Raw genomic sequence first — 19,722 nt, forward strand, 5'->3', positions numbered from 1 at the left:
GACGGGAAACGAAAAAGCCCGGTTTAAAACCGGGCTCGAACAAACACGCCTATTGACAATGGCTTTCTCATATTAAAGAAGAGGGGTCGACGCCGTTAAGGCATTGACCCCTTGAACTAAGTAACGGCGCTGCCCAGCTATCACCCTTGGGCTGCCGTCGACTTTATTCTACCCACGGTTGCCAGGTTTAACAAATGAATTTTCAGTAATGGAGCCTCGGAGCCCGCTCGCTCAACCACCTGGCCATCGGATTAGCCGGATTCTGGGACACGCCTTCCGTCCCAGGCCTCTACCGGAAAATGCGTCCCACCCTGAGGCTCGATTCCGGGACACGGTTTCCGCTTGAAGCCCCGATGGGAAAGCGTGTCCCGTTCCGAGAGCTCATTCCGGGATGCAGTTTCCGCTAGAGATGCCATCGGGATAGCGTATCCCGTTTTGGAGCCGAATTCCGGGTCGTAGTTTCCGCCTGAGGGCCGATCCGGAAACGGCATCCCATTCTGAAGCCGAAATCTGGAACGCACTTTCCGCCAAAGGTCGCAAAAGGAAAGCACATCCCATTCCCGGCATCAAATCAGGACGCGCTTCATTATCCCCGCCCTCACATCTCGGCAAACGAGATCAGCTTGACGTCTCCCCTACTCTCCGCGGCATCCCGACATCCCTGCGTAAAGCCGCTTTTTGAGAAAAGTGCATAGCTTTTTCGTTGCCGTCTAAAGAGCTCGCTTCGGTGCACGAGCTTTTGCAGCACGTCTTCGCCCGCCGGTTCATTGCGCCATTTGCACTCCGCAAACAGCGCAGCGCCCTCGCCATCGTCAACAATCAAGTCGATTTCTTCCTGCGTATGCGTGCGATTGTCCGTCCCCCACCAGCGCCCGACGCTCGCCGGAACCACATCGAGCTGGCCCGCGCGCGCGAGTTCGTACACGTATTGTCTGCATATAAGCTCAAAGACCGTACCCATGTAATCCGATACGTGCGGCTCAATGCGCTTATACGCCATCTCGGCCATATCGTTTTGAATCAGCCCGATGTTCTGCGGAACAAACTTGTACCAGAACCTAAACATCTGGTCGCTCAGCAGATACACGGCTCGCTTATTGCTCGTCTCGTTTAGGGGCAGCTCGCGCTCGACAATCCCAAGCGACGCCAGCTTATCCACATAGCTCTTTACGTTGCTCGCAGGGATTCCCGTAGAGCTCGCAATCTCCGAGATCTTCGAGCGCCCCTGAGCAATTGCTTGCACGATCGCATCATATTGCTCGGGATTGCGGCACTCTTGCATTAGCAGGTTACTCGGCTCCTCAAAGAGATAGCCCGTAGAAGTAAGAAAAAGACGTTTGATGTTGTCCTTGAGCGATGCGGCAGGATCGACTCTCTCGATATATGCAGGAATGCCGCCCGTCATACCATAGCAAACTGCAGCGTCTTCGCGACTCATGCTCTGCCACAGGCCGAGGGTCGTCGTAAAATCGAGCGGCATGATCTTAAACTGGGCCGTACGCCTACCGTATAGTGGGCTCTCGTAGCCCAACACCTGTTCCTCCATAAACGAAAGAGACGAGCCGCATAGAATCAGCATGAGCCTAGTCTCTTTGTACAAGTGATCAATCTTGTCTTGCAGCAACGAACTGATCTCGGGATTCGATTGGGCGAGATAGGGATACTCGTCAATCACGACAATCAAACGTTCCGTGCGAGCCATGGTGGCCAATGCATCGAACGCCTCGTCAAAACTACGAAACGACACGCCTGCAGCACCAACCGAACCCGCAAGTATCGCCTGGCTAAAGCCGTGCAGGTTTGCCTCTGCATTGGTACGACGAGCTTGAAAGTAAATAGCCTTCTTGTCTTGGATGAATTCTGTGATAAGACGCGTTTTGCCCACACGACGACGGCCGTAAATCACAGGCATCTCAAAGGAGCCCGTGCCATACAGTCGATTGAGCTCGGACATTTCCACTGTTCTTCCGATAAACATAGGGCCATCCTTCCTTTACGTTATAGCTAGCTATATTATACCTTCCTATAATATAGCTAGCTATAACGTAATTCGACAAGCGGCGCACGCAAAAGGGGCGGTACACCACCGCACGTGGACCGTTCCGGAAAATGTATCCCGTTCTGGAGCCAAAAACTGGGCCGTAGTTTCCGCCAAGCATTCCATCCGGAAAGCGTGTCCCGTTCTGAGCCTGAATTCTGGGATGCACTTTCCGCTGAAGCTTCTACCGGAAAATGCATCCCATTCCGAGCGCTCATTCCGGGTCACGGTTTCCTCAGGTACAAGACGACGATCCTCCGCCCTTATCACATGCCTTCAAATATGCGATCCAGAAACACAAAACAGCAGATAGAATGCTCTTTTTCAAAAAGTACACGTCCCGAAACTTACCAAGACTTCATATCCAGCTACCGTTCACGGTCGCCGATTACCGCCCACCGATTCAAACAAGAAATATGTCGCCAAAAGCAGGTCATCTACCTGCATGGTTAGATTTTGGTCAGCTTTTGGTCAGCTGAGCGGCAAGTTCCAGTTGATACGTTTTTGCTACCCAAAAGGAGGCGGTAGCTCATGACCCATTGCAATGACCAACTCATCGACCAGCTGTTGAACCAAGCCGAACAAGAGGGGCGCTGTCTGATTCCCCCGAGCGCGGCGATCCGAAAAGCGCTCCTTCGGCGCACCGGCGGCACGGTTGTCTCGCCCATGCCGGGGTTGTTTGCGCGAAAAACGCGCTGGGATGAACTCAACCGAGCGCAACGCCATTGCGAGACTATCCGCGCCCTTGCGATCATCCATCCCGATTGGACGTTCTGCTCGTTTTCGGCAGCTTGCCTGCTGGGGCTCGAGGTCTCGTGGCGACACCTGAACGTCGTGCATGTTTGCAGCTCGATAAAGCCGTCGGCTCGTCCGGGCGCACATATTCAGCGACACCAGATTGAGCCGGCCGGAGCAATACGCAGAGCCGGCATATCGGTAACGCCGCCCATCCAAACGGCCACAGATTGCCTGCTGCAAACTGGTTTTGCCGACGGCATGCCCATTGCCGATTCGGCGATCTCAAAGCTCGGCCTTACGCGAGAGCAGTTGATGGAGGCCGTCGAGCAACGAGCGACCGCCCGCAATGGTCGCGCGATTCGCACCGCCCTCACCACGCTTCGATATGCCGACGCCCGCGCCGAGAGCGGCGGGGAATCGGTCGCCCGAGCCGTCATGATCGAGACGGGCTTTGCGCCCGACTGGCTTCAATACGAGCTGACGGACCCCTTCGATTCGGCCAAGCCCATACGAACGGACTTTGCCTGGGAGCGCCAGGCGCGGGAACTCACGCTGGGCGAGCTCGACGGACTCATCAAATATACCGACCAGACCATGCTGGCCGGACGCACCACCGCCGAGGCGCTCGTTGCCGAACGACAGCGCGAGGCGCACCTATCGCTCTACGGTCACCCTCTGCTGCGCTTTACTATGAACGAGGTCCGCTCGGCAGGAATGCTCGCCAAAAAGCTGCAGACGGCAGGCATCCGACAGACCGCTCTACCGACATGGCTCAACGAGGTGGACCTGTAGGAGCTGCTAGGCCAAGCATCGCCGAATCGCATTCCCCCTATCTGGGCCGCGTTTTCCCAACGGCCACGCCAACGGAAAGCGCGTCCCAGCCTGGACGCTCAAAACGGGATGCACTTTCCGGATGGCGGGCCAGCGGAAAGCGTGTCCCGGAATGAATGCTCAAACTGGGATGCACTTTCCAAACGACCGGCTAGCGGAAAGCGCATCCCATTCCGGGCGCGCATTCTGGGACACAGCTTCCGCTTGAGGCCTCCGCCGGAAAGCGCGTCCCGTTCTGAGGCCTGATTCCGGGATGCAATTTCCGCTTGAGAGCTGTTCCGGAAAACGAATCCCATTCTGAGCGTCGAATCCGAGATGCAATTTCCGGTTGAGGGCTGTTCCGGAAAGCGCGTCCCATTCCGAGGCCTGATTCCGGGACACAGTTTCCGCTCCAAACAAAAGGCCCCGGCTCGCGATGGAGCCGGGGGCCAAAGGCGCAGCGTATGTAGTTGATGTTGAGCGCGAACGGCCCGTCAACAATGGCCGTCCACGCTCTACCCTACCCGCGGCGACGGGCGCGGCTGTAGGGCGTATCCACCATGGGCAGATCCGGACGCAGCTTGCCGTCGAATGCGCGATAGGCGTTCTGTACGGCGGGCGCCGTGGGGATTGTTGCGATCTCGCCGATGCCCTTGCCGCCGTATGCCACGGGCAGCAGCTCGTCCTTCTCCACGTAGATGGCGTGGATATCCGGAATCTCGGGCGCACGGAACAACCCGAGCGTACCGTACCTTGCCTGGGGTACGCAGTCCTTGAGCGGCCAGTCCTCGGTAAGCGCATAGCCCATACCCATGAGCACGCCACCTTCGATCTGACCTTGGATGGAGATGGGGTTGGCCACCTTGCCGGAATCGTGCGCGGCATAAACCTCGCTCACGCGACCGTCATCATCCAAAATGACCACATGTGTGGCAAAGCCGTAGCAGATGTGGCTCTTGGGATTGGGAACATCCGCACCCAGCTTGTCGGTCGGCTCCAGGTACACGTAGCCAAACTCGCATCCCTCGAGCGCCTTGATGGCGGCCGCGGGATCCTGAGGATGCATACCCTGGCCGGCGACGAGCTCCTGTGTGCGCAGCTGATAGGCGCGACCGTCGTCGTACTCGATCTTGACGCCGTCGCCATGCGCATTCACGGGAGCGGCGGGCGCAGACTTGCCGGCCTCGATGTCAAGCATGGCATCGCGCAGCAGGAAGGCGGCACCGCGCACGGCCTCGCCGGTCACGACCGTCTGACGCGAGCCAGACGTGGTGCCGGAGTCGGGAGCGTTCTCGGTGGAGCACTCGCCGTTGGCGATGCAGCGAAGCGGCAGGCCGCATGCCTCGGCAACGTCCTGCAAAAAGACGGTGTTGCAGCCCTGGCCGATGTCGGACGTGGCGGCATAGACCACGGCCACGCCGTCCTCGATGCGAATCTTGCAGCGGCCGGCATCGGGCAGGCCAACGCCCACGCCGGCGTTCTTCATGGCGCAGGCGATACCGGCGTGTCCGGGATGCGCATAGTAGGCATCCTTGACCTCGAGCAGTGTCTCCTTCAGCGCCGTGGAGCAGTCGGCAATCTGACCGTTGGGCAAAACCTCGCCCGGCTCGATGGCGTTGCGGTAGCGAATCTCCCACGGATCCAGGCCGACCTTCTCTGCCAGCAGGTCGATCAGGCTCTCGAGCGCAAACTCGGACTGGCAAACGCCAAAGCCGCGGTACGCACCGGCGGGCGGGTTGTTGGTGTAGTAGCCAAAGCCGCGGATGTCGGTGTTCTGGTACTTGTAGGGGCCGACGGCATGCGTACAGGCGCGCTCGAGCACCGGGCCGCACAGCGACGCGTAGGCGCCGGTGTCAAAGTTGATCTCGCAGTCTAGGCCGGTAAAGTTGCCCTCGGCGTCGCAGCCCAGCGTAAAGGTGCCGTCCATGGCATGGCGCTTGGGATGGAAAGCGAGCGACTCGGCACGCGTGAGCTTACACTTCACAGGACGTTGGAACTTATAGGCGGCGAGCGCGGCCAGGTGCTGGATGGACACGTCCTCCTTGCCGCCAAAGCCGCCACCCACGAGCATGGTCTCTACAACCACGCGCTCGGGCTCGCTATCCCAGCCAAACATGTGAGCGCACTCTTTGCGCGTATCGTAGGCACCCTGGTCGGTCGACTGCACCTTGACGCCGTTCTTGTACGGGAAGGCAACGGCACACTCGGGCTCCAAGAAGGCATGCTCGGTAAAGGGCGTGGTAAAGCGCTGCGTCACGGTGAACGCGCTTTCGGCCAGTGCCTTGGCGGCGTCGCCGCGCGTCACATGACGGCTCTGGCACACGTTGTCCTTGAGCTCCACTGTGTTGCCAAAGGCAAAGAAGCTGTCATGCAGGCGCGGGGCGTCGGCGGCCCTGGCCTCCACAATGTTGCGCACGGGCTCCAACGGCTCGTAGTCAATCTTTACGAGCTTCTTGGCCTTCTCGAGCGTCGCCTCGTCCTCGGCGACCACCAGCACGATGGCATCGCCCACGCAGCGGGTGATATCGCCCTGAGCGATCATGACGTCCCAGTCCTGGATAAGGTGGCCGACCTGGTTGACCGGCACGTCCTCGGCGCGCAGGATGCCCACCACACCGGGCAGGGCCTCGGCCTTGGAGGTGTCGATGGAGAGCACGCGGGCGCGCGGATACTTGGAGCGCACGGCGCTGGCATAGGTCAGGCCCGGCTGATCGAGCTCGTCGATGTCGTCGGGATACTTGCCCTCGCCGAGCACCTTCTTGCGCACGTCAATACGGAAGGCGCGCTTGCCCACGCCGTAGTCATCGCCGCGCTCCAGGTCCTCGTCGATCTGCTTTTCGCCGCGGAGCACCGCAGCGGCCAGCGAGATGCCCTCGATAATCTTTTTGTAGCCGGTGCAGCGACAGACGTTACCGCGAATGGCGTACTTGATCTGCTCCTCGGTGGGCTCGGGGTCCTCGGCGATGAGCGCCGCACCCGCCATGACCATACCGGGGATGCAAAAACCGCACTGCACGGCGCCCACGGCACCAAAGGCGTACACAAAGGCCTCGCGCACGTCCTCGGGCAGGCCCTCGACGGTTACGATGTTGCGACCGGCAGCAAGAGCAGTGGTCAGCACGCACGCCTTGACGGCCGCACCGTCCACATGGATGGTGCAGGTACCGCAAGCACCTTCGGAGCAGCCGTCCTTGGCGGAATGGATATGCAGGTCGTCGCGCAGGTAGCGCAGCAGCGGTTTATTCTCCGTCGTCGTGCGCTCGACGCCGTTAACGGTAAAAGTGAATTCCTGTGCCATGGTGATTCCCTTCTACACGCCGGCGGCGATGCCGGTGCGGTCGTGGATGGCGCCATGCGGGCAGACGACGGCGCACATGCCGCACGACAGGCAGTCCACGCCGTCGATATGGGCGCAGTTGTCCTCGATGCGGATAGCGCCAGCAGGGCACTTTTTAGCGCACATGCCGCAACCGATGCAGCTCGTGTCGCAGATCTTGCGAGCGATGGCGCCCTTATCTGTGTTGTTGCAGCGCACCAGAATGTTCTGGTAGCCGGGAACGAAGGCAATCACGCGCTGCGGGCACGCCATACCGCACAGGCCACAGCCCGTGCACTTGGAGCGATCCACGCGGGCGATGCCATCGACCAGCGCAATGGCGCCGTGGGGGCAGGCCGTGACGCAGGCGCCACAGCCAATGCAGCCTTCGCTGCAGCGGGCGTCGCCGCCTGCGGAAGCGCAACCACTTCCGCAGGCAACGTAGGCCACGTTATGTTGAATGGATTTGGCCATAAGAGACTCGCCTATTTCTTAAGAAGGTACGAATAGTTGTCGCGCACGGCCCTGATGGTCAGGCGGACGGCCTCGGGAAGACCGGTGTTGACGGCATCGACCGAGACGGTGCGGACCGTGCCGGCGACGCGGACCTTAAAGTGGTCCTCGTCCACGGCCAGGAAGCCCTCGTTCTCGGAGTTCTCCATGTCCTGCTCGCTCCAGAACAGGGTGAGCTTGTCCTTGTAGGGACGACCCTCCTGGTAGGGGCAGAACACGGCGCAGTTACCGCACTCGTTGCACATGCCGTCGACATGGACGACCTGATGCTTGGCCAGGCCCGGCACCTTAATTGCCACGTTGGCGCGGTTGGGGCACACGTCGCAGCAGACCTCGCACACCGAGCCGCAGCCCAGGCAGCGGGTCTTGGTGCAGTTGCGCTTGTCGCGGCACAGCGACCCCTTGCGCTCGTAGCAGGTGTCCTCGCGGCCGGCCTGCTCGTTGCAGTCGGCGTACTTGTTAAAGTCCACGCCGGCGATGGCACGGGCGACCTCCGCGGCGTCGGCGATAGCCTCGACCACGGTGGCAGGACCGCGACGGCAGTCGCCCGCAGCCCAGACGCCCTCAACGCCGGTGGAGGTGGCGGCAAGACGGCCGCGACGGTCGTGCTCGACGCCCGCGGCATCGTAAAGGCTGGCATCGATGCCCTCGCCCACGGCGCAGATCACCGTGGTGGCGGAAAGCTCGACGGTCTCGCCCGTGGCGACGGGACTGCGACGGCCGCTTGCATCCGGCTCGCCGAGCTCCATAACGTCGCAGGTCAGCACGGAGCCGTTGAGCGCCTTGGGCGCCAGCAGCTCGCAGAACTCAACGCCGTCGGCAAGAGCAAGATCGAGCTCTTCCTCGTCGGCGGGCATCTGCTTCTTGGTGCGGCGATACACCAGGCGCACGTTCTTCACGCCGGCCAGGCGCTTGGCCACGCGGGCCGCGTCCATGGCGGTGTTGCCGGCGCCAATGACCACGACGTCCTCGCCCAGTTCGAGTTTCTCGCCCTTCTTGGCGGCCTCGAGGAACTCCAGCACATCGAGCTCGGCACCCTCGCCCAAGCCCGCAGAGCCGGGCATCCAGGCACCGGTGGCCACGACCACGTCAGTAAAGCCTTGAGCCTTGAGTTCGTCGATGGAATCAACGCGAGCGTTGAGCTGCACCTTGGCGCCAAAGGCCAGGCAGAGCTCGGCATCGTGGGAGATATCGTCGCTGGCGATACGGAACTCGGGGATCACGTGACGGACCACGCCGCCGAGAGAGTCGCGGGCCTCGAAGATGGTGACGGGCACGCCGGCACGCGTCAGGAAGAACGCCGTCGCCAGGCCGGCCGGGCCGCCGCCGATAACGGCAACGTTGCGCTCGCCGTCGTTTGCGATGGCCTGGGCGCGCAGCTTGGGCAGCACGGCGGTCATGGCCTCGCGGGCGGCCTTGAGCTTGCTGGCGCGAATCTGGGCGCCCTCGGGCTCGTAGAACGCACGCTCGCAGGCACGGCCGCAGGGATGCGGACAGATGGTGCCGGTAATGAACGGCAGGGCGTTGCGCTCGATGATAATGTTGAGCGCGTCCTCGTAGCGACCCTCGTCAACAGCCGCCAGGTAGGCGGGAATATCCTGCTGGATGGGGCAGCTCGTGCGGCACGGCGTGGTAAAGCAGTCGGAAAGCGGGCTCTTACCGGCGACCTTGCGATCGGGCAGCGGGCGCAGCGGCTTCTTATAGAGCGGGTTGGTAAGCGAATCGACCTGGATCGCGGTCACGGCGTCGAGAGAGACACCCTCAAACGGCTTGCCGTCCAGATCGGTAAACTCGCCGGCCATCTGGCTAAAGCGCTCGTAGCCACCAGGCTTGAGCACGTCGGTCGCCAGGGTGACGGGCCAAATGCCGGCATCGTACAGGGCGCGGATGTTGTAGACCGTAGCACCGCCGGAGTAGCTGATGCGCAGCTTGCCATCGAACTGCTCGGTAATGCGGCGGGCGGCCTCGATGGTCAGCGAGAACAGCGAACGGCCCGACATGTACATCTCGGTGGAGGGCAGCTCGTTCCTCGTCACATCGACGGGGAAGGTGTTGGTGAGCTTGACGCCAAACTCCAAACCGCGCTCGGCGCACAGGGCAATCAGGCGCTCGAACATGGGCACGGCATCGGCCCACTGCAGGTCCTCGCGGAAGTGCGTGTCATCGAAGACGATGTAGTCAAAGCCCAGCTCGTTGAGGCGCTGGCGGGCAAACTCATAGCCCAGCAGCGTGGGGTTGCACTTGATGTAGGTGTTGAGGCCCTTCTCGGTGATGAGGTAGGTCGCGATGCGCTCGATCTCGGCGGGCGGGCAGCCGTGCAGCGTGGACTCGGTAATGGAGTTGGAGACGCGCGCCGGGATGGACTCGACAAACGCAGCATCGACATGCTCAAACTTGTCCAGGTTAGCGAGCGCCCACGTGCGGCACTCGTTCCAAACCTCGGAGCCGCTGGCGTCCTTCATGCCCTCAATGTACGCATCGACCTTGGGGCTCTTAATGCCCTCCAGGTCATAGCCCACCGACATGTTAAAGACAAAGCCGTCCGGGCTGCCCAGGCCGTACTCGCGAGCGATCAGGTGGCAGGCGAACCATGCCTTCACGTACTCGGCAAAGGCCTGCGGAACCTCGAGCTCGGTCGACCACTCGCAGTTGTAGCACTCGTCCTGCGCCACAATGCAGGGCTTGTTAACGCACTTGGAGAGCTCCTCGCCGTCCATAACCTGAACGGTCTTAAGCTCAAAGAAGCGGGAACCAGCCACATAAGAGGCCACGATGTTCTGGGCCAGCTGCGTGTTGGGGCCGGCGGCCGGGCCAAACGGAGTCTCGATGCGCTCGTCAAAAATGGGAAGCGCACCCTCCTGGTTGGCCGTGACCATCTTGCGCACGCCAAAGACGGCGCCCTGAGTCTTGTGCTCCTCGATGATCCAGTTCATCAGCTGCGAAAACGGGATCGGCCTCATGATGTCGCTCATAGTGAGCTCCTCTCTGTAACGCCCGGCGAGACCGCGCGGCGGGCGCAAATACGGTGTAGCGCTAGCACAGCGCCGGCGACCCCGCGGAGGTCGCCTATACGCGCGTCGGATGCGGCGAAACATCCGACGCGCGTGAATCTACTTGTAATTAGTAGGCGCGATCGTTGAGCGTGCTCCAGAGCTTCTTGGACTCGGCCATGGTCCACGCGTTGATCTTGTCCTCATCAATGCCAACAAACTCGCGATCCTTGTACAGGACGCGGCCGTTGATGATGGTGGTGCGGCAGTTTTTGCCCATCATGCCAAAGAGCATGTGGCCGTCGATGTTCTCCTCGCTCAGCGGCGTAAAGGGCTTATAGTCCATGACGATGACGTCGGCGGCAGCGCCGGGCTCAAGCACACCGAGCTTGCGATCGAAGTACTTGCTGGCCATCTTGGCGTTATTCTCAAACAGCATGGTCATGGCCTCGCACCAGCCCACGTTGGGCATAGCGGCGTTGTGGCGCTGAATAATCAGGAAGACCTTGAGGCTCTCGAGCATATCGTGGGTGTAGGCGTCGGTGCCCATGCACACGGGGATGCCGCGACGGAAGAACTCGAGCACGGGGGCGCAGCCCACGGCATTGCCCATATTGGATTCGGGGTTGTTAACCAGCCAGGTGCCGGACTCCTTGACGATATCCATCTCGGCGGGCGTCACATGGATGCAGTGGCCGAGCATGGTGTCGGGACCGAGCAGGTTGTGCTGCAGCAGGCGCTCGACGGGGCTGATGCCGCCGCGGTTGAGGCGGGAATCCCACACGTCGTTCATGCCCTCGCACACGTGGATGTGGAAGCCGGTCAGGCCGTTGTTGGCCTCGGCCATCTTATCCATGGTCTCGTCCGACAGCGTAAAGGTGGCATGACCGCCAAACATTGCGGCGATCATGTGGTTGTCGTTATCGCGACGCTCCTTGGCGGCCCACTGGGCAAACTCGGCGTTCTCGGCAATGGCCTGGTCGCACTTTTCCTGGCCACGGCGGTCGGAAACCTCGTAGCACAGGCACGAACGCATGCCCAGCTCCTGAGCGGCGTCCTTAATGGTAAAGAGGCTGCCCGGAATCTCGCAGAAGCTCGCATGGTGATCGAAGATCGTGGTGACGCCGTCGCGGATAGAATCCAGGATTGTGGCATAGGCACTGGCCTTGGTGCCGTCGAGCGTCAGGTTGTCGTCAATCTTCCACCACTGCTGCTCAAGATTTTCCAGGAAGTTGGTGGGGTTGCAGCCCTTAATGGCAAGGCCGCGGGCCAGACCCGAGTAGATGTGGGTATGGCAGTTGATGAGTCCGGGCATGATGAGGTTGCCCTGGGCGTCGACGTACTCGGCATCCGGGTACTTGGCCTTGAGCTCGCGCTCGGGGCCCACTTCGACGATCGTATCTCCGTCAATAGCGACTGCACCGTTGGGAATGAACGGAGTCTGAGCGTTGCGGGTAAAGACGGAACCGTTAGCGACCAGAAGCATAAATGCTCCCTTCAACATCAGAGGCGGGGTTTGACACCTCTGACATGGCGGAAGTGCGAAGCGCCGGCCTACACCGGAAACGGGCCCTCTCCCGTCAACGCTTCACCAAAGGGACAAGCCCTTTGAAGTGCGGCTTGGCGCCGCATGGCGCCGGCGGACGAGGCGATGCGTCCGCCGGCGAATAGCACCGAATTGGTTACTTCTTGCTCTCGGGCAAAACCAGATCCACGGCAGCGTCCTTGGCAGCATCGATGTGCTGAGCCACGACCGGCGTCTGCGGAAGAATCAGGTTGAGCACGATGGCCATGATGGCAGTGGGGGTCACGGCATTGGAGCCGATGACGGTGGACACCCAGGTGGGCATACCCTCGCCGGCAAGGCAACCGCTGGCCATCCAGATACCCAGGCCAAAGACGACGGAGGTACCGACGATGGTGGTAGTACGCTGCGTGAGGCCCTCGCGGGTGAACATGCGCACGCCGTTCATGGTGATGGTGCCAAAGACGCCGACGGTCGCGCCGCCGATGACGGGCTGCGGGATGGCGGAGAGCACGGCAGAGAGCTGCGGGAACAGACCGGCGATGGCAAAGACGGCCGCGATGATCACAAAGACCCACTTGTTGACGACCTTGTTGGAGCAGATGATGCCCACGTTCTGGCCAAGGGCGCTGGTGGGAAGACCGCCCAGCAGGCCGCCGACCATAGAGGTGAGGCCCTGAGACACGATAGCGCCGGAGAGCTCGCGCTCGGTGGGCATACGGTCGATGGAACCAAGGCAGGCAGCGGAGACGTCGCCGATAACCTGGATGGCAACCATGGGGAACACGACGGCGAGGGTAATGCAGACCTCGGGATCAAACTCGAGCGCGTAGGGCATAAGCTTGGGAAGGGCGAAGACCTGAGCGGTGGCGACGCTGGAGAAGTCGATCATGCCAAAGGGGATGGAGACGATCATGCCAACGATCATGCCAAAGAACACGGATCCCAGCTTGAGCGTGCCCTTGCCAAAGTTGGCGAGCGCAAAGACCACGGCGAAGGTGATAAGAGCGACGCACCAGGCCTGCGGGGTGCCCCACAGCGGCGTACCCATACCGCCGGCCATGTACTTGACGGCCGTGGGATAGAGAGAGACGCCAATGGAGAAGATGACCGTACCGGTCACGACGGGCGGGAACAGCCACTTGATCTTGCTGTAGGCCAGACCAAAGAGAACCGCAACGGCACCGCCGACGATCTCGCCGCCCAGCAGCGCGCCAAAGCTAAAGCCCGAGGCGCCCATGGCCTGAAGGGCCGGCAGGAACGCGAACGAAACGCCCATGACGATGGGCAGGCCGCCGCCGATACGACGGAAGGGAGCGAAGGCCTGAAGGGCCGTGTCGATTGCCGAAAGAATGAGTGCAACCTGGATGATGTCGGTGCTCTGCTGGCTATTAAAGCCGTAGACACCGGCCATGATGACCGCCGGTGTAATGATGCCGGCAAACGATGCCAGTACATGCTGAAGGGCACACGGGATCATTTCCTTAACGGGCGGCATGCCTTCGCGAGTGAACAGGGCTTCAGTGCCGTTCGTAACCGTCTCCTGGGTCATTTGACCACCAATCCTCGAAATAGTTGTTTTCGCATCTAACGCTCTATTGTGACGCAGTGCGGGGTTGAGGTTGTGCCTTCGTTGCATATCGTATTAAAGATGATTCTCATTCTCAATAATAATTTTTTGTTATCAGACTATTCTTCAGCTGAGATAACGCATTTCCGCAGGTCAGGAAAGTGTCTGCTCAAAATAACATCTAACTTTTCTTTTGGTCAACCGTTTACCGCCAAATTCCTACCGTTCGTCTGTATTACGCAATGTACCTGCTGATATACGAGATGAGGAATGGCGTGTTACCATGAGAAAAAATTGTTATGAACATTTCCGATTTCACCCCAAGGAGTTGCCCGTGAACGAGACCGTACGTCGCTTTTTGCCGATGGTCGATTTCCTGGAGCAGATACTCGGCAAAAACAGCGAAATCGTGCTGCATGATTTCTCGGATCCCGACCACGCCATCGTCGATATTCGCAACGGCATCGTGAGCGGTCGCAAGGTCGGCGGTCCCGCCACCGACCTGGCGCTCAAGATCATGCACGACGCCAAGTATCGCGACCTGCCGTTTATTACGGGCTACGAGGGCCGCGGTGCCGGTGGCAAGACATTGGAGTCAGCGACGTACTTTATCCGCGAGAATGACGAGATCGTCGGCATGCTCTGCGTCAACACCGACCTCTCGACCGTGCGCTCCATCAACGCCATGGCACAGCAGCTCATGGCGTGCTTCGACGCGGCGCCGACGCGCACGGAGCCCGCCTCTATCGAGGTCGAAAGCCTTTCGGAGTCCACACAGGAGCTCATCGACCGCAGCATTGCCGAGCTGCTGAGCGCTCGCGGGCTGGATGTGGCGTCGCTTGGTCAAAGCGACCGCGTGGACGTCATTCGCCACCTCAACGGCAACGGAGTGTTCATGCTCAAGGGCGCCGTAGCCTGCGCCGCCACCGCGCTGGGCATCTCGGAGCCCAGCGTCTACCGCTACCTGCAAAAAGTCCGCAAGGAAGGCTAACCCGCTGACTCCTTGGGGACGGAGGAAAACGGATCATTTTTGTCGCATCGCTTGACAAAAGACCCTGCAGTTCACACGCGCTGCAGGGTCTTTTTGCATGTCATGTTTAGTTGTTGCCAACGCCTTAGAGAGCGGCGACGACCTCGATCTCGACCAGACCGCCGGCCGGAAGGGCGGCAACCTGGAAAGCGCTGCGCGCGGGGAACGGAGCCTCGAACTTGGAAGCGTAGATCTCGTTCACGGCAGCGAAGTCGGCGATGTCGGCCAGGTAGACCGTGGTCTTGACGACATCGGCAAAGGTGGCGCCGGCAGCGGTCAGCAGCGCCTCGACGTTAGCAAGGGACTGCTTAGCCTGAGCCTCGACGCCCTCGGGCATCTTGCCGGTTGCGGGGTCGATGCCCAGCTGGCCGGACAGGAACACCATGTTGCCGGTCTGGATGCCGGGGGAATACGGGCCGATGGCTGCGGGTGCGTTATCGGAAGACACGACGGTCTTGCTCATGTTTTTCTCCTTACGATCAGATAGAGAGCGTGAGCGCGGCGTTCGCACCGGGAGGCACAATTCGGTCTGAACACCGCGCTTGATTTGGGATAGTACTCAAGGTTTCCGCGCGATGCAAGATTATTATCACGTTGCGAGAATAATTTATCGCCCAACGGCGCCTGTCGGCCGCTGAACGGCACGACCGGACGGTGAAGCTCAAAATGATCCGTTTCCCTCCGTCCCCCATGGATCACCTGATCCGCTGGGGACGGAGGGAAACGGATCATTTTTGCTGCAAGGGCTGCTGAAGACTTTGTCCTGCTTGGGCTGCGGTCATCGTCCGCCGCAACAGCACCACTATACTTTTGAATATCTGAGCATTTTGAAAGGCAGGATATGACCGCAACCGCCAGTCGAACCACCAACCGCAGACCCGAGCTTTTGGCGCCCGCCGGAGGGCCCGAGCCCTTTGCCGCCGCACTCGCCGCGGGGGCAGACGCCATCTATTGCGGCATGGGCAGCTTCAACGCCCGCCGCAAGGCCACCAACTTTACCGACGAGGCCTTTGAGCAGGCCTGCCGCGCCGCGCATCTAGCCGGGTCGCGCGTCTACGTCACGGTCAACATCGTCATCAAGCAGTCCGAGATGGGCGATGCGCTGCAACTCATTCATCGCTGCTCCACGCTGGGCGCCGATGCCTTCATTATCCAGGACTGGGGTCTGTTCTTTGAGGTCAAGCGCACCATGCCCGGCATCGAGACACATATCTCGACCCAGGCGAACATCCACGACGACCGCGGAACCCTTTGGTGCCGCGAGCAGGGCGCCGACCGCGTGACTCTCTCGCGCGAGCTCTCCATCGACGAGATCGCCGCCATTCATAATGCCGCGCCCGATGTGGACCTTGAGGTCTTTAGCCATGGCGCCATCTGCTTTTGCTACTCGGGTCTGTGCCTGCTTTCGAGCTTTGCCATGGCGGGACGATCGGCCAACCGTGGCATGTGCGCCCAGCCCTGCCGCCTGCCCTACGAACTGATCGACGAAAACGGTCGCGCGCTCTCCCCCGCCGGCCGCGAGCGTGCGCTATGCCCGCGTGACACCAACACCTCGCAGCTTGTTCGCCGCCTGTATGACGCCGGCGCCGCGTCGCTCAAGCTCGAGGGCCGCATGAAGGCGCCCGATTACGTGTACTCCATCGTCGATGTGTATCGTCACGAAATTGACGACATGCTATCCGGAGCCACCGTTGCCAAGGACGAGGAAGCCGCCCGCCAGCGCCAGCTCAAGCGCTGCTTCAACCGCGACTTTACGCATGCCTATCAGGACGGCGCCTCGGGCGACGAGATGATGAGCTACGAGCGTTCCAACAACCGCGGCCAGATCGTGGGCACGGTGCTGGGCAGCCGTCTGGCCAACCACGACGTGCGCGGGCTCAAACCCGACGACCGTCGTCGTCGCGCCGCCATCGCCCGCATTGAGTTGTTTGAGCCCGTGGGCAAGGGCGACCTGCTGGAGCTTCGCCACGATAACGAGTTTGACCAGTTCCTGACCACCATTGCCGCCGATGATGCCGCCGCGGGCGACATCATCGAATGTCGCGTGCCCCGCAGCATGCCCGAGGGCTGCCGCGTCCGCGTGATTCGCAGTCAGCGTGCCATCGACGCCGCCGGCGCCGCGCTCAAGCGCGATGTGCTGCGCCGCCGAGCTGTTGATGTGTCCGTCGTGGCGCGCCTGGGCGAGCCGTTTACTGTCACACTCACCTGCTGCGACGACCCCGCGCTCACCGCCACCGCCACGGGCTTCACTGTCGAGGCCGCCAAGACCCGCGCCGTCGAGGCGGCAGACCTGGTTGAGCATGTGGGCCGCATGGGTTCCTCGCCTTTTGAGGCTGCGAGCTTTGATGTGGCGCTCGATGAGGGCTGCGGCATGGGCTTCTCCGCTGTGCACAAGGTGCGCGCCGCCGCTTGTAAAGCATTGGAGGAGGCCATTCTGGCACCGTATGATGAGCGCGCGAAAACGCTCGAGTTGCCGGCGATTGTAACCAGTGATTCCCGCCCCGCGCCCGAGCATTACCGCGATGAGCCGCAGATCTGCGCCGCCGTCACCACGCTCGAAGCCGCCGAGGCAGCGCGCGTGGAGGGTGCAACGCGCATCTACATGACCACCGACGCGCTCGATGCGGCCAGGCTCTCCCCCGCCGATGCATTTGAGCAGGGTATCGTGCCCGTACTCGACGAGGTCTGCCGCGCCGTCGACCACGAGCGCGTCGATCCCTGGATCAATGCTGGAGCCACCGTCGCCGTCGGCAATATCTCCGAGCTTGCCCTGGCCGCGCAGGCTGGCGCCACGGTCGAGATTCGCTCTTGCCTGCCGGTGCACAACACGCCCTGCATGGAGGCGCTTGCCGAGCGCGGCGCCGGTGCGTTTTGGCTCTCGCCCGAGATCACGCTCGACGAGATTGTCTCGCTCGGCGCCGCCGCGCCCGCTGCTCTGGGCATCACCGTCTTTGGCCGCCCGCGCGTCATGACAAGCGAGCATTGCATTCTGCAGGTTGCCAATGGCTGCATCCACGATTGTGCCAACTGCCGCCTGCGTGCCCGCAAGCTCTCGCTCAAGAATATCGACGGAAAGGTCATGCCCGTCCGCACCGACATCCACGGCCGCTCTCGCCTGTACGATGCCTACCCCATCGACCTCACGCCGCAGGTTCCTCAGCTGCTCGACGCCGGCGTGCGTCGCCTCATGGTGGACGGAACGCTGCTCGAGACGGATGAGGTGGGCCGTGCCGTCGCCCGCGTCCGTCGTGCCGTCGAAGCAGCGCAGACCGGCCGCAAGCCCGCCGCCCGCCTACGCGGGGCGACCTCGGGCTGCATGTTTGTGGGAATCAGCTAACCGAAAGGCTTACACGTGAACGAAGAACCTCAAGTCCTCTACTGCGACGCCTGGCTCATGGCCATCGACAAGCCCGCCGGCATGATCGTCCACGGCGACGGCACCGGCGAGCGCACGCTCACCGACTACGCCAGCGACCTGCTGCTGGCGATGGGCGACGGCTTTGCCGCGACCGACATGCAGCCGCTCAACCGCCTGGACCGCGACACCACCGGCGTGGTGCTGTTCTCGCTCGACAAGCAGACGCAGCCCGCCTTTGACCAGATGGTGATCGACCACGCTTTCGAGAAGCACTACCTGGCGCTCGCCGAGGGCAAGATCGACTGGAACGAAAAGCTCATCGACAAGCCCATCGCCCGCGACCGTCACGACAGCCGAAAGATGCGCGTCGGCGCCAGCGGCAAGCCGTCTCAAACGCGCGTGAAGGTGCTCAAGCGCCTTAAGAGCCGCCGAGGCCTGCCCACGCGTTCGTATATCGATGTCGAGCTGCTCACCGGCCGCAAACACCAGATCCGCGTGCACCTGGCGAGCGAGCGTCATCCCCTGGTGGGCGACGAGCTCTACGGCACGCCGCGTCCCTGCGGCCTGATGCTCCATGCCCACAGCGTGTCCTTTACGCATCCCGTAACCGGCGAGCCCATCCACATCGAAGCCCCCTGCCCCTGGGAGCCCTAAACCACCACAATGGGGACAGGCACCTTTGTGGTGGTTTTGCCGCAATGGCTCAGCCGCGGTCCCAAAACGTCTCGATCCGTAACAGTTAGAACCCTTTTTCCGGTCTATCTGTTACAGATCGAGACATTCGAATCCCCCTTAAGGGAAAATCTCAATCTGTAACAATAACTCGGCAAAATCGGTCCCAGATGTTACAGATCGAGACAAAGGGACGGCGCGGTTCGGAAGTATCTCAATCTGTAACATCTAACCCACTTTTGACAGTCCAGTTGTTACAGACTTAGACAAACCGGCAGACAACGAAAGCGGCAACGCCCGTGATGGACGTTGCCGCTTTTCTATTGAGAAAACTAATCGGTTTTCGTTACTAACCACCACAATGGGGACAGGCACCTTTGTGGTGGTTTTGGCCTTAGCCTGCCCCTGCTTGCTAGACCGTGATGACGTTATCCATCGACTGGTACTTGGCGGGCACCTCGCCCGCGGTGATGATCGTTGCGTCGCGGAAGTCCGCGAACTTGACGGGCGCCACCATGCCAAATTTGCTGGCGTCCGAGATTACGAAGCGTTTGGCGGTATGGCGCATCGAGACACGCTTGACCTGCGCTTCCTCAATATCCGGTGTGGTGAGACCTTGCTCGGCGGCGATGCCATTGGAACCCCAAAAGCCGCAGTTGAAGTTATAGCGGTCCAGGGTTGCCAAGGCGTCGGGACCGACGAGCGCCTCGGTCTCGGGCTTGAGCTCGCCGCCCAGCACCACGGTGCGCATGCCGCGCAGAGCGAGATGCTGAGCATGGAGCACGGAGTCGGTCACATAGGTGACGCCCTCAAGGCGCGGAAGATGCTCGATGAGCCTAAGCGTCGTCGAACCTGAATCGATGTACACAAAGCTCTCGGGCTCCACAAGCGCCGCCGCACGGGCGCAGATGCGCTCCTTGTCATCGTTATGGAGATCACTGCGCTCGTTGATCGTCAGGTCGCGCGTCACGTGCGCACGCTCCAGACTCGTCGCGCCTCCGTGCACCTTGGCGATACGGTGTGCACGGTCGAGCGCCTGCAGGTCGCGCCGAATGGTAGACGCCGTCACGCCCAGGGCTTCAGCAAGCTCCGGCACGGTAACCGAGCCAGCCTGCTGCACCATCGTCACGATCGCATTGAGCCTATCTTCCGCTAGCATCGT

General features: G+C 61.3%; 12 protein-coding genes. 4 read left to right on the forward strand and 8 right to left on the reverse strand.

Annotated elements, in window-relative coordinates; all coding sequences use genetic code 11:
- Positions 1-598: 598 nt before the first annotated feature.
- Positions 599-1,978 carry an ATP-binding protein gene (locus ABHU32_RS07165; protein ID WP_346979508.1) on the reverse strand — a complete coding sequence of 460 codons (1,380 nt, stop codon included), beginning with the start codon at positions 1,976-1,978 and terminating at the stop codon, positions 599-601.
- Between the two features lie 591 nt (positions 1,979-2,569).
- Between ABHU32_RS07165 and ABHU32_RS07170 the strand changes: the two genes are divergently transcribed.
- Entirely contained in the window at positions 2,570-3,568 is a 999-nt protein-coding gene (locus tag ABHU32_RS07170) for a hypothetical protein (RefSeq protein WP_346979509.1), read from the forward strand.
- Between the two features lie 538 nt (positions 3,569-4,106).
- Here the strand turns inward: ABHU32_RS07170 and xdh are convergent.
- From xdh to ABHU32_RS07195, 5 genes are all read right to left on the reverse strand, one after another.
- Positions 4,107-6,884: a selenium-dependent xanthine dehydrogenase gene (gene xdh / locus ABHU32_RS07175; RefSeq protein WP_346979510.1), complete on the reverse strand. Its 2,778-nt coding sequence runs from the start codon at positions 6,882-6,884 to the stop codon at positions 4,107-4,109.
- A gap of 12 nt (positions 6,885-6,896) precedes the next feature.
- Positions 6,897-7,376, reverse strand: a complete 480-nt coding sequence (locus tag ABHU32_RS07180) for a 4Fe-4S binding protein (protein WP_006235055.1) — start codon at positions 7,374-7,376, stop codon at positions 6,897-6,899.
- An 11-nt stretch (positions 7,377-7,387) separates the two neighbouring features.
- A complete protein-coding gene (gene ygfK, locus ABHU32_RS07185) occupies positions 7,388-10,387 on the reverse strand; it encodes a putative selenate reductase subunit YgfK (RefSeq protein ID WP_346979511.1) in 3,000 nt (999 codons plus the stop codon).
- Positions 10,388-10,535: 148 nt separating this feature from the next.
- Positions 10,536-11,891: a putative aminohydrolase SsnA gene (gene ssnA / locus ABHU32_RS07190; protein ID WP_346979512.1), complete on the reverse strand. Its 1,356-nt coding sequence runs from the start codon at positions 11,889-11,891 to the stop codon at positions 10,536-10,538.
- Between the two features lie 196 nt (positions 11,892-12,087).
- Complete coding sequence (locus tag ABHU32_RS07195) at positions 12,088-13,482, reverse strand: uracil-xanthine permease family protein (protein WP_035137475.1); 1,395 nt, start codon at positions 13,480-13,482, stop codon at positions 12,088-12,090.
- 352 nt (positions 13,483-13,834) lie between these two features.
- Between ABHU32_RS07195 and ABHU32_RS07200 the strand changes: the two genes are divergently transcribed.
- The gene (locus tag ABHU32_RS07200; RefSeq protein ID WP_271758618.1) at positions 13,835-14,491 is read left to right on the forward strand and encodes a helix-turn-helix transcriptional regulator; all 657 of its coding nucleotides are present in this window, start codon (positions 13,835-13,837) and stop codon (positions 14,489-14,491) included.
- 124 nt (positions 14,492-14,615) lie between these two features.
- Here the strand turns inward: ABHU32_RS07200 and ABHU32_RS07205 are convergent, their stop codons facing one another.
- Positions 14,616-14,993, reverse strand: a complete 378-nt coding sequence (locus ABHU32_RS07205) for a RidA family protein (protein WP_035137477.1) — start codon at positions 14,991-14,993, stop codon at positions 14,616-14,618.
- Positions 14,994-15,371: 378 nt separating this feature from the next.
- Between ABHU32_RS07205 and ABHU32_RS07210 the strand changes: the two genes are divergently transcribed.
- The gene (locus ABHU32_RS07210; protein ID WP_346979513.1) at positions 15,372-17,867 is read left to right on the forward strand and encodes a U32 family peptidase; all 2,496 of its coding nucleotides are present in this window, start codon (positions 15,372-15,374) and stop codon (positions 17,865-17,867) included.
- A gap of 15 nt (positions 17,868-17,882) precedes the next feature.
- Positions 17,883-18,542, forward strand: a complete 660-nt coding sequence (locus ABHU32_RS07215; RefSeq protein WP_346979514.1) for an RluA family pseudouridine synthase — start codon at positions 17,883-17,885, stop codon at positions 18,540-18,542.
- Positions 18,543-18,972: 430 nt separating this feature from the next.
- Here ABHU32_RS07215 and ABHU32_RS07220 read toward each other — a convergent pair whose 3' ends face one another.
- Positions 18,973-19,719: a DeoR/GlpR family DNA-binding transcription regulator gene (locus tag ABHU32_RS07220; protein WP_346979515.1), complete on the reverse strand. Its 747-nt coding sequence runs from the start codon at positions 19,717-19,719 to the stop codon at positions 18,973-18,975.
- Between the last annotated feature and the right edge of the window lie 3 nt (positions 19,720-19,722).

The organism is Collinsella aerofaciens (assembly GCF_039758965.1).
In the GTDB taxonomy this organism is placed as follows: Bacteria; Actinomycetota; Coriobacteriia; order Coriobacteriales; family Coriobacteriaceae; genus Collinsella; species Collinsella aerofaciens_BR.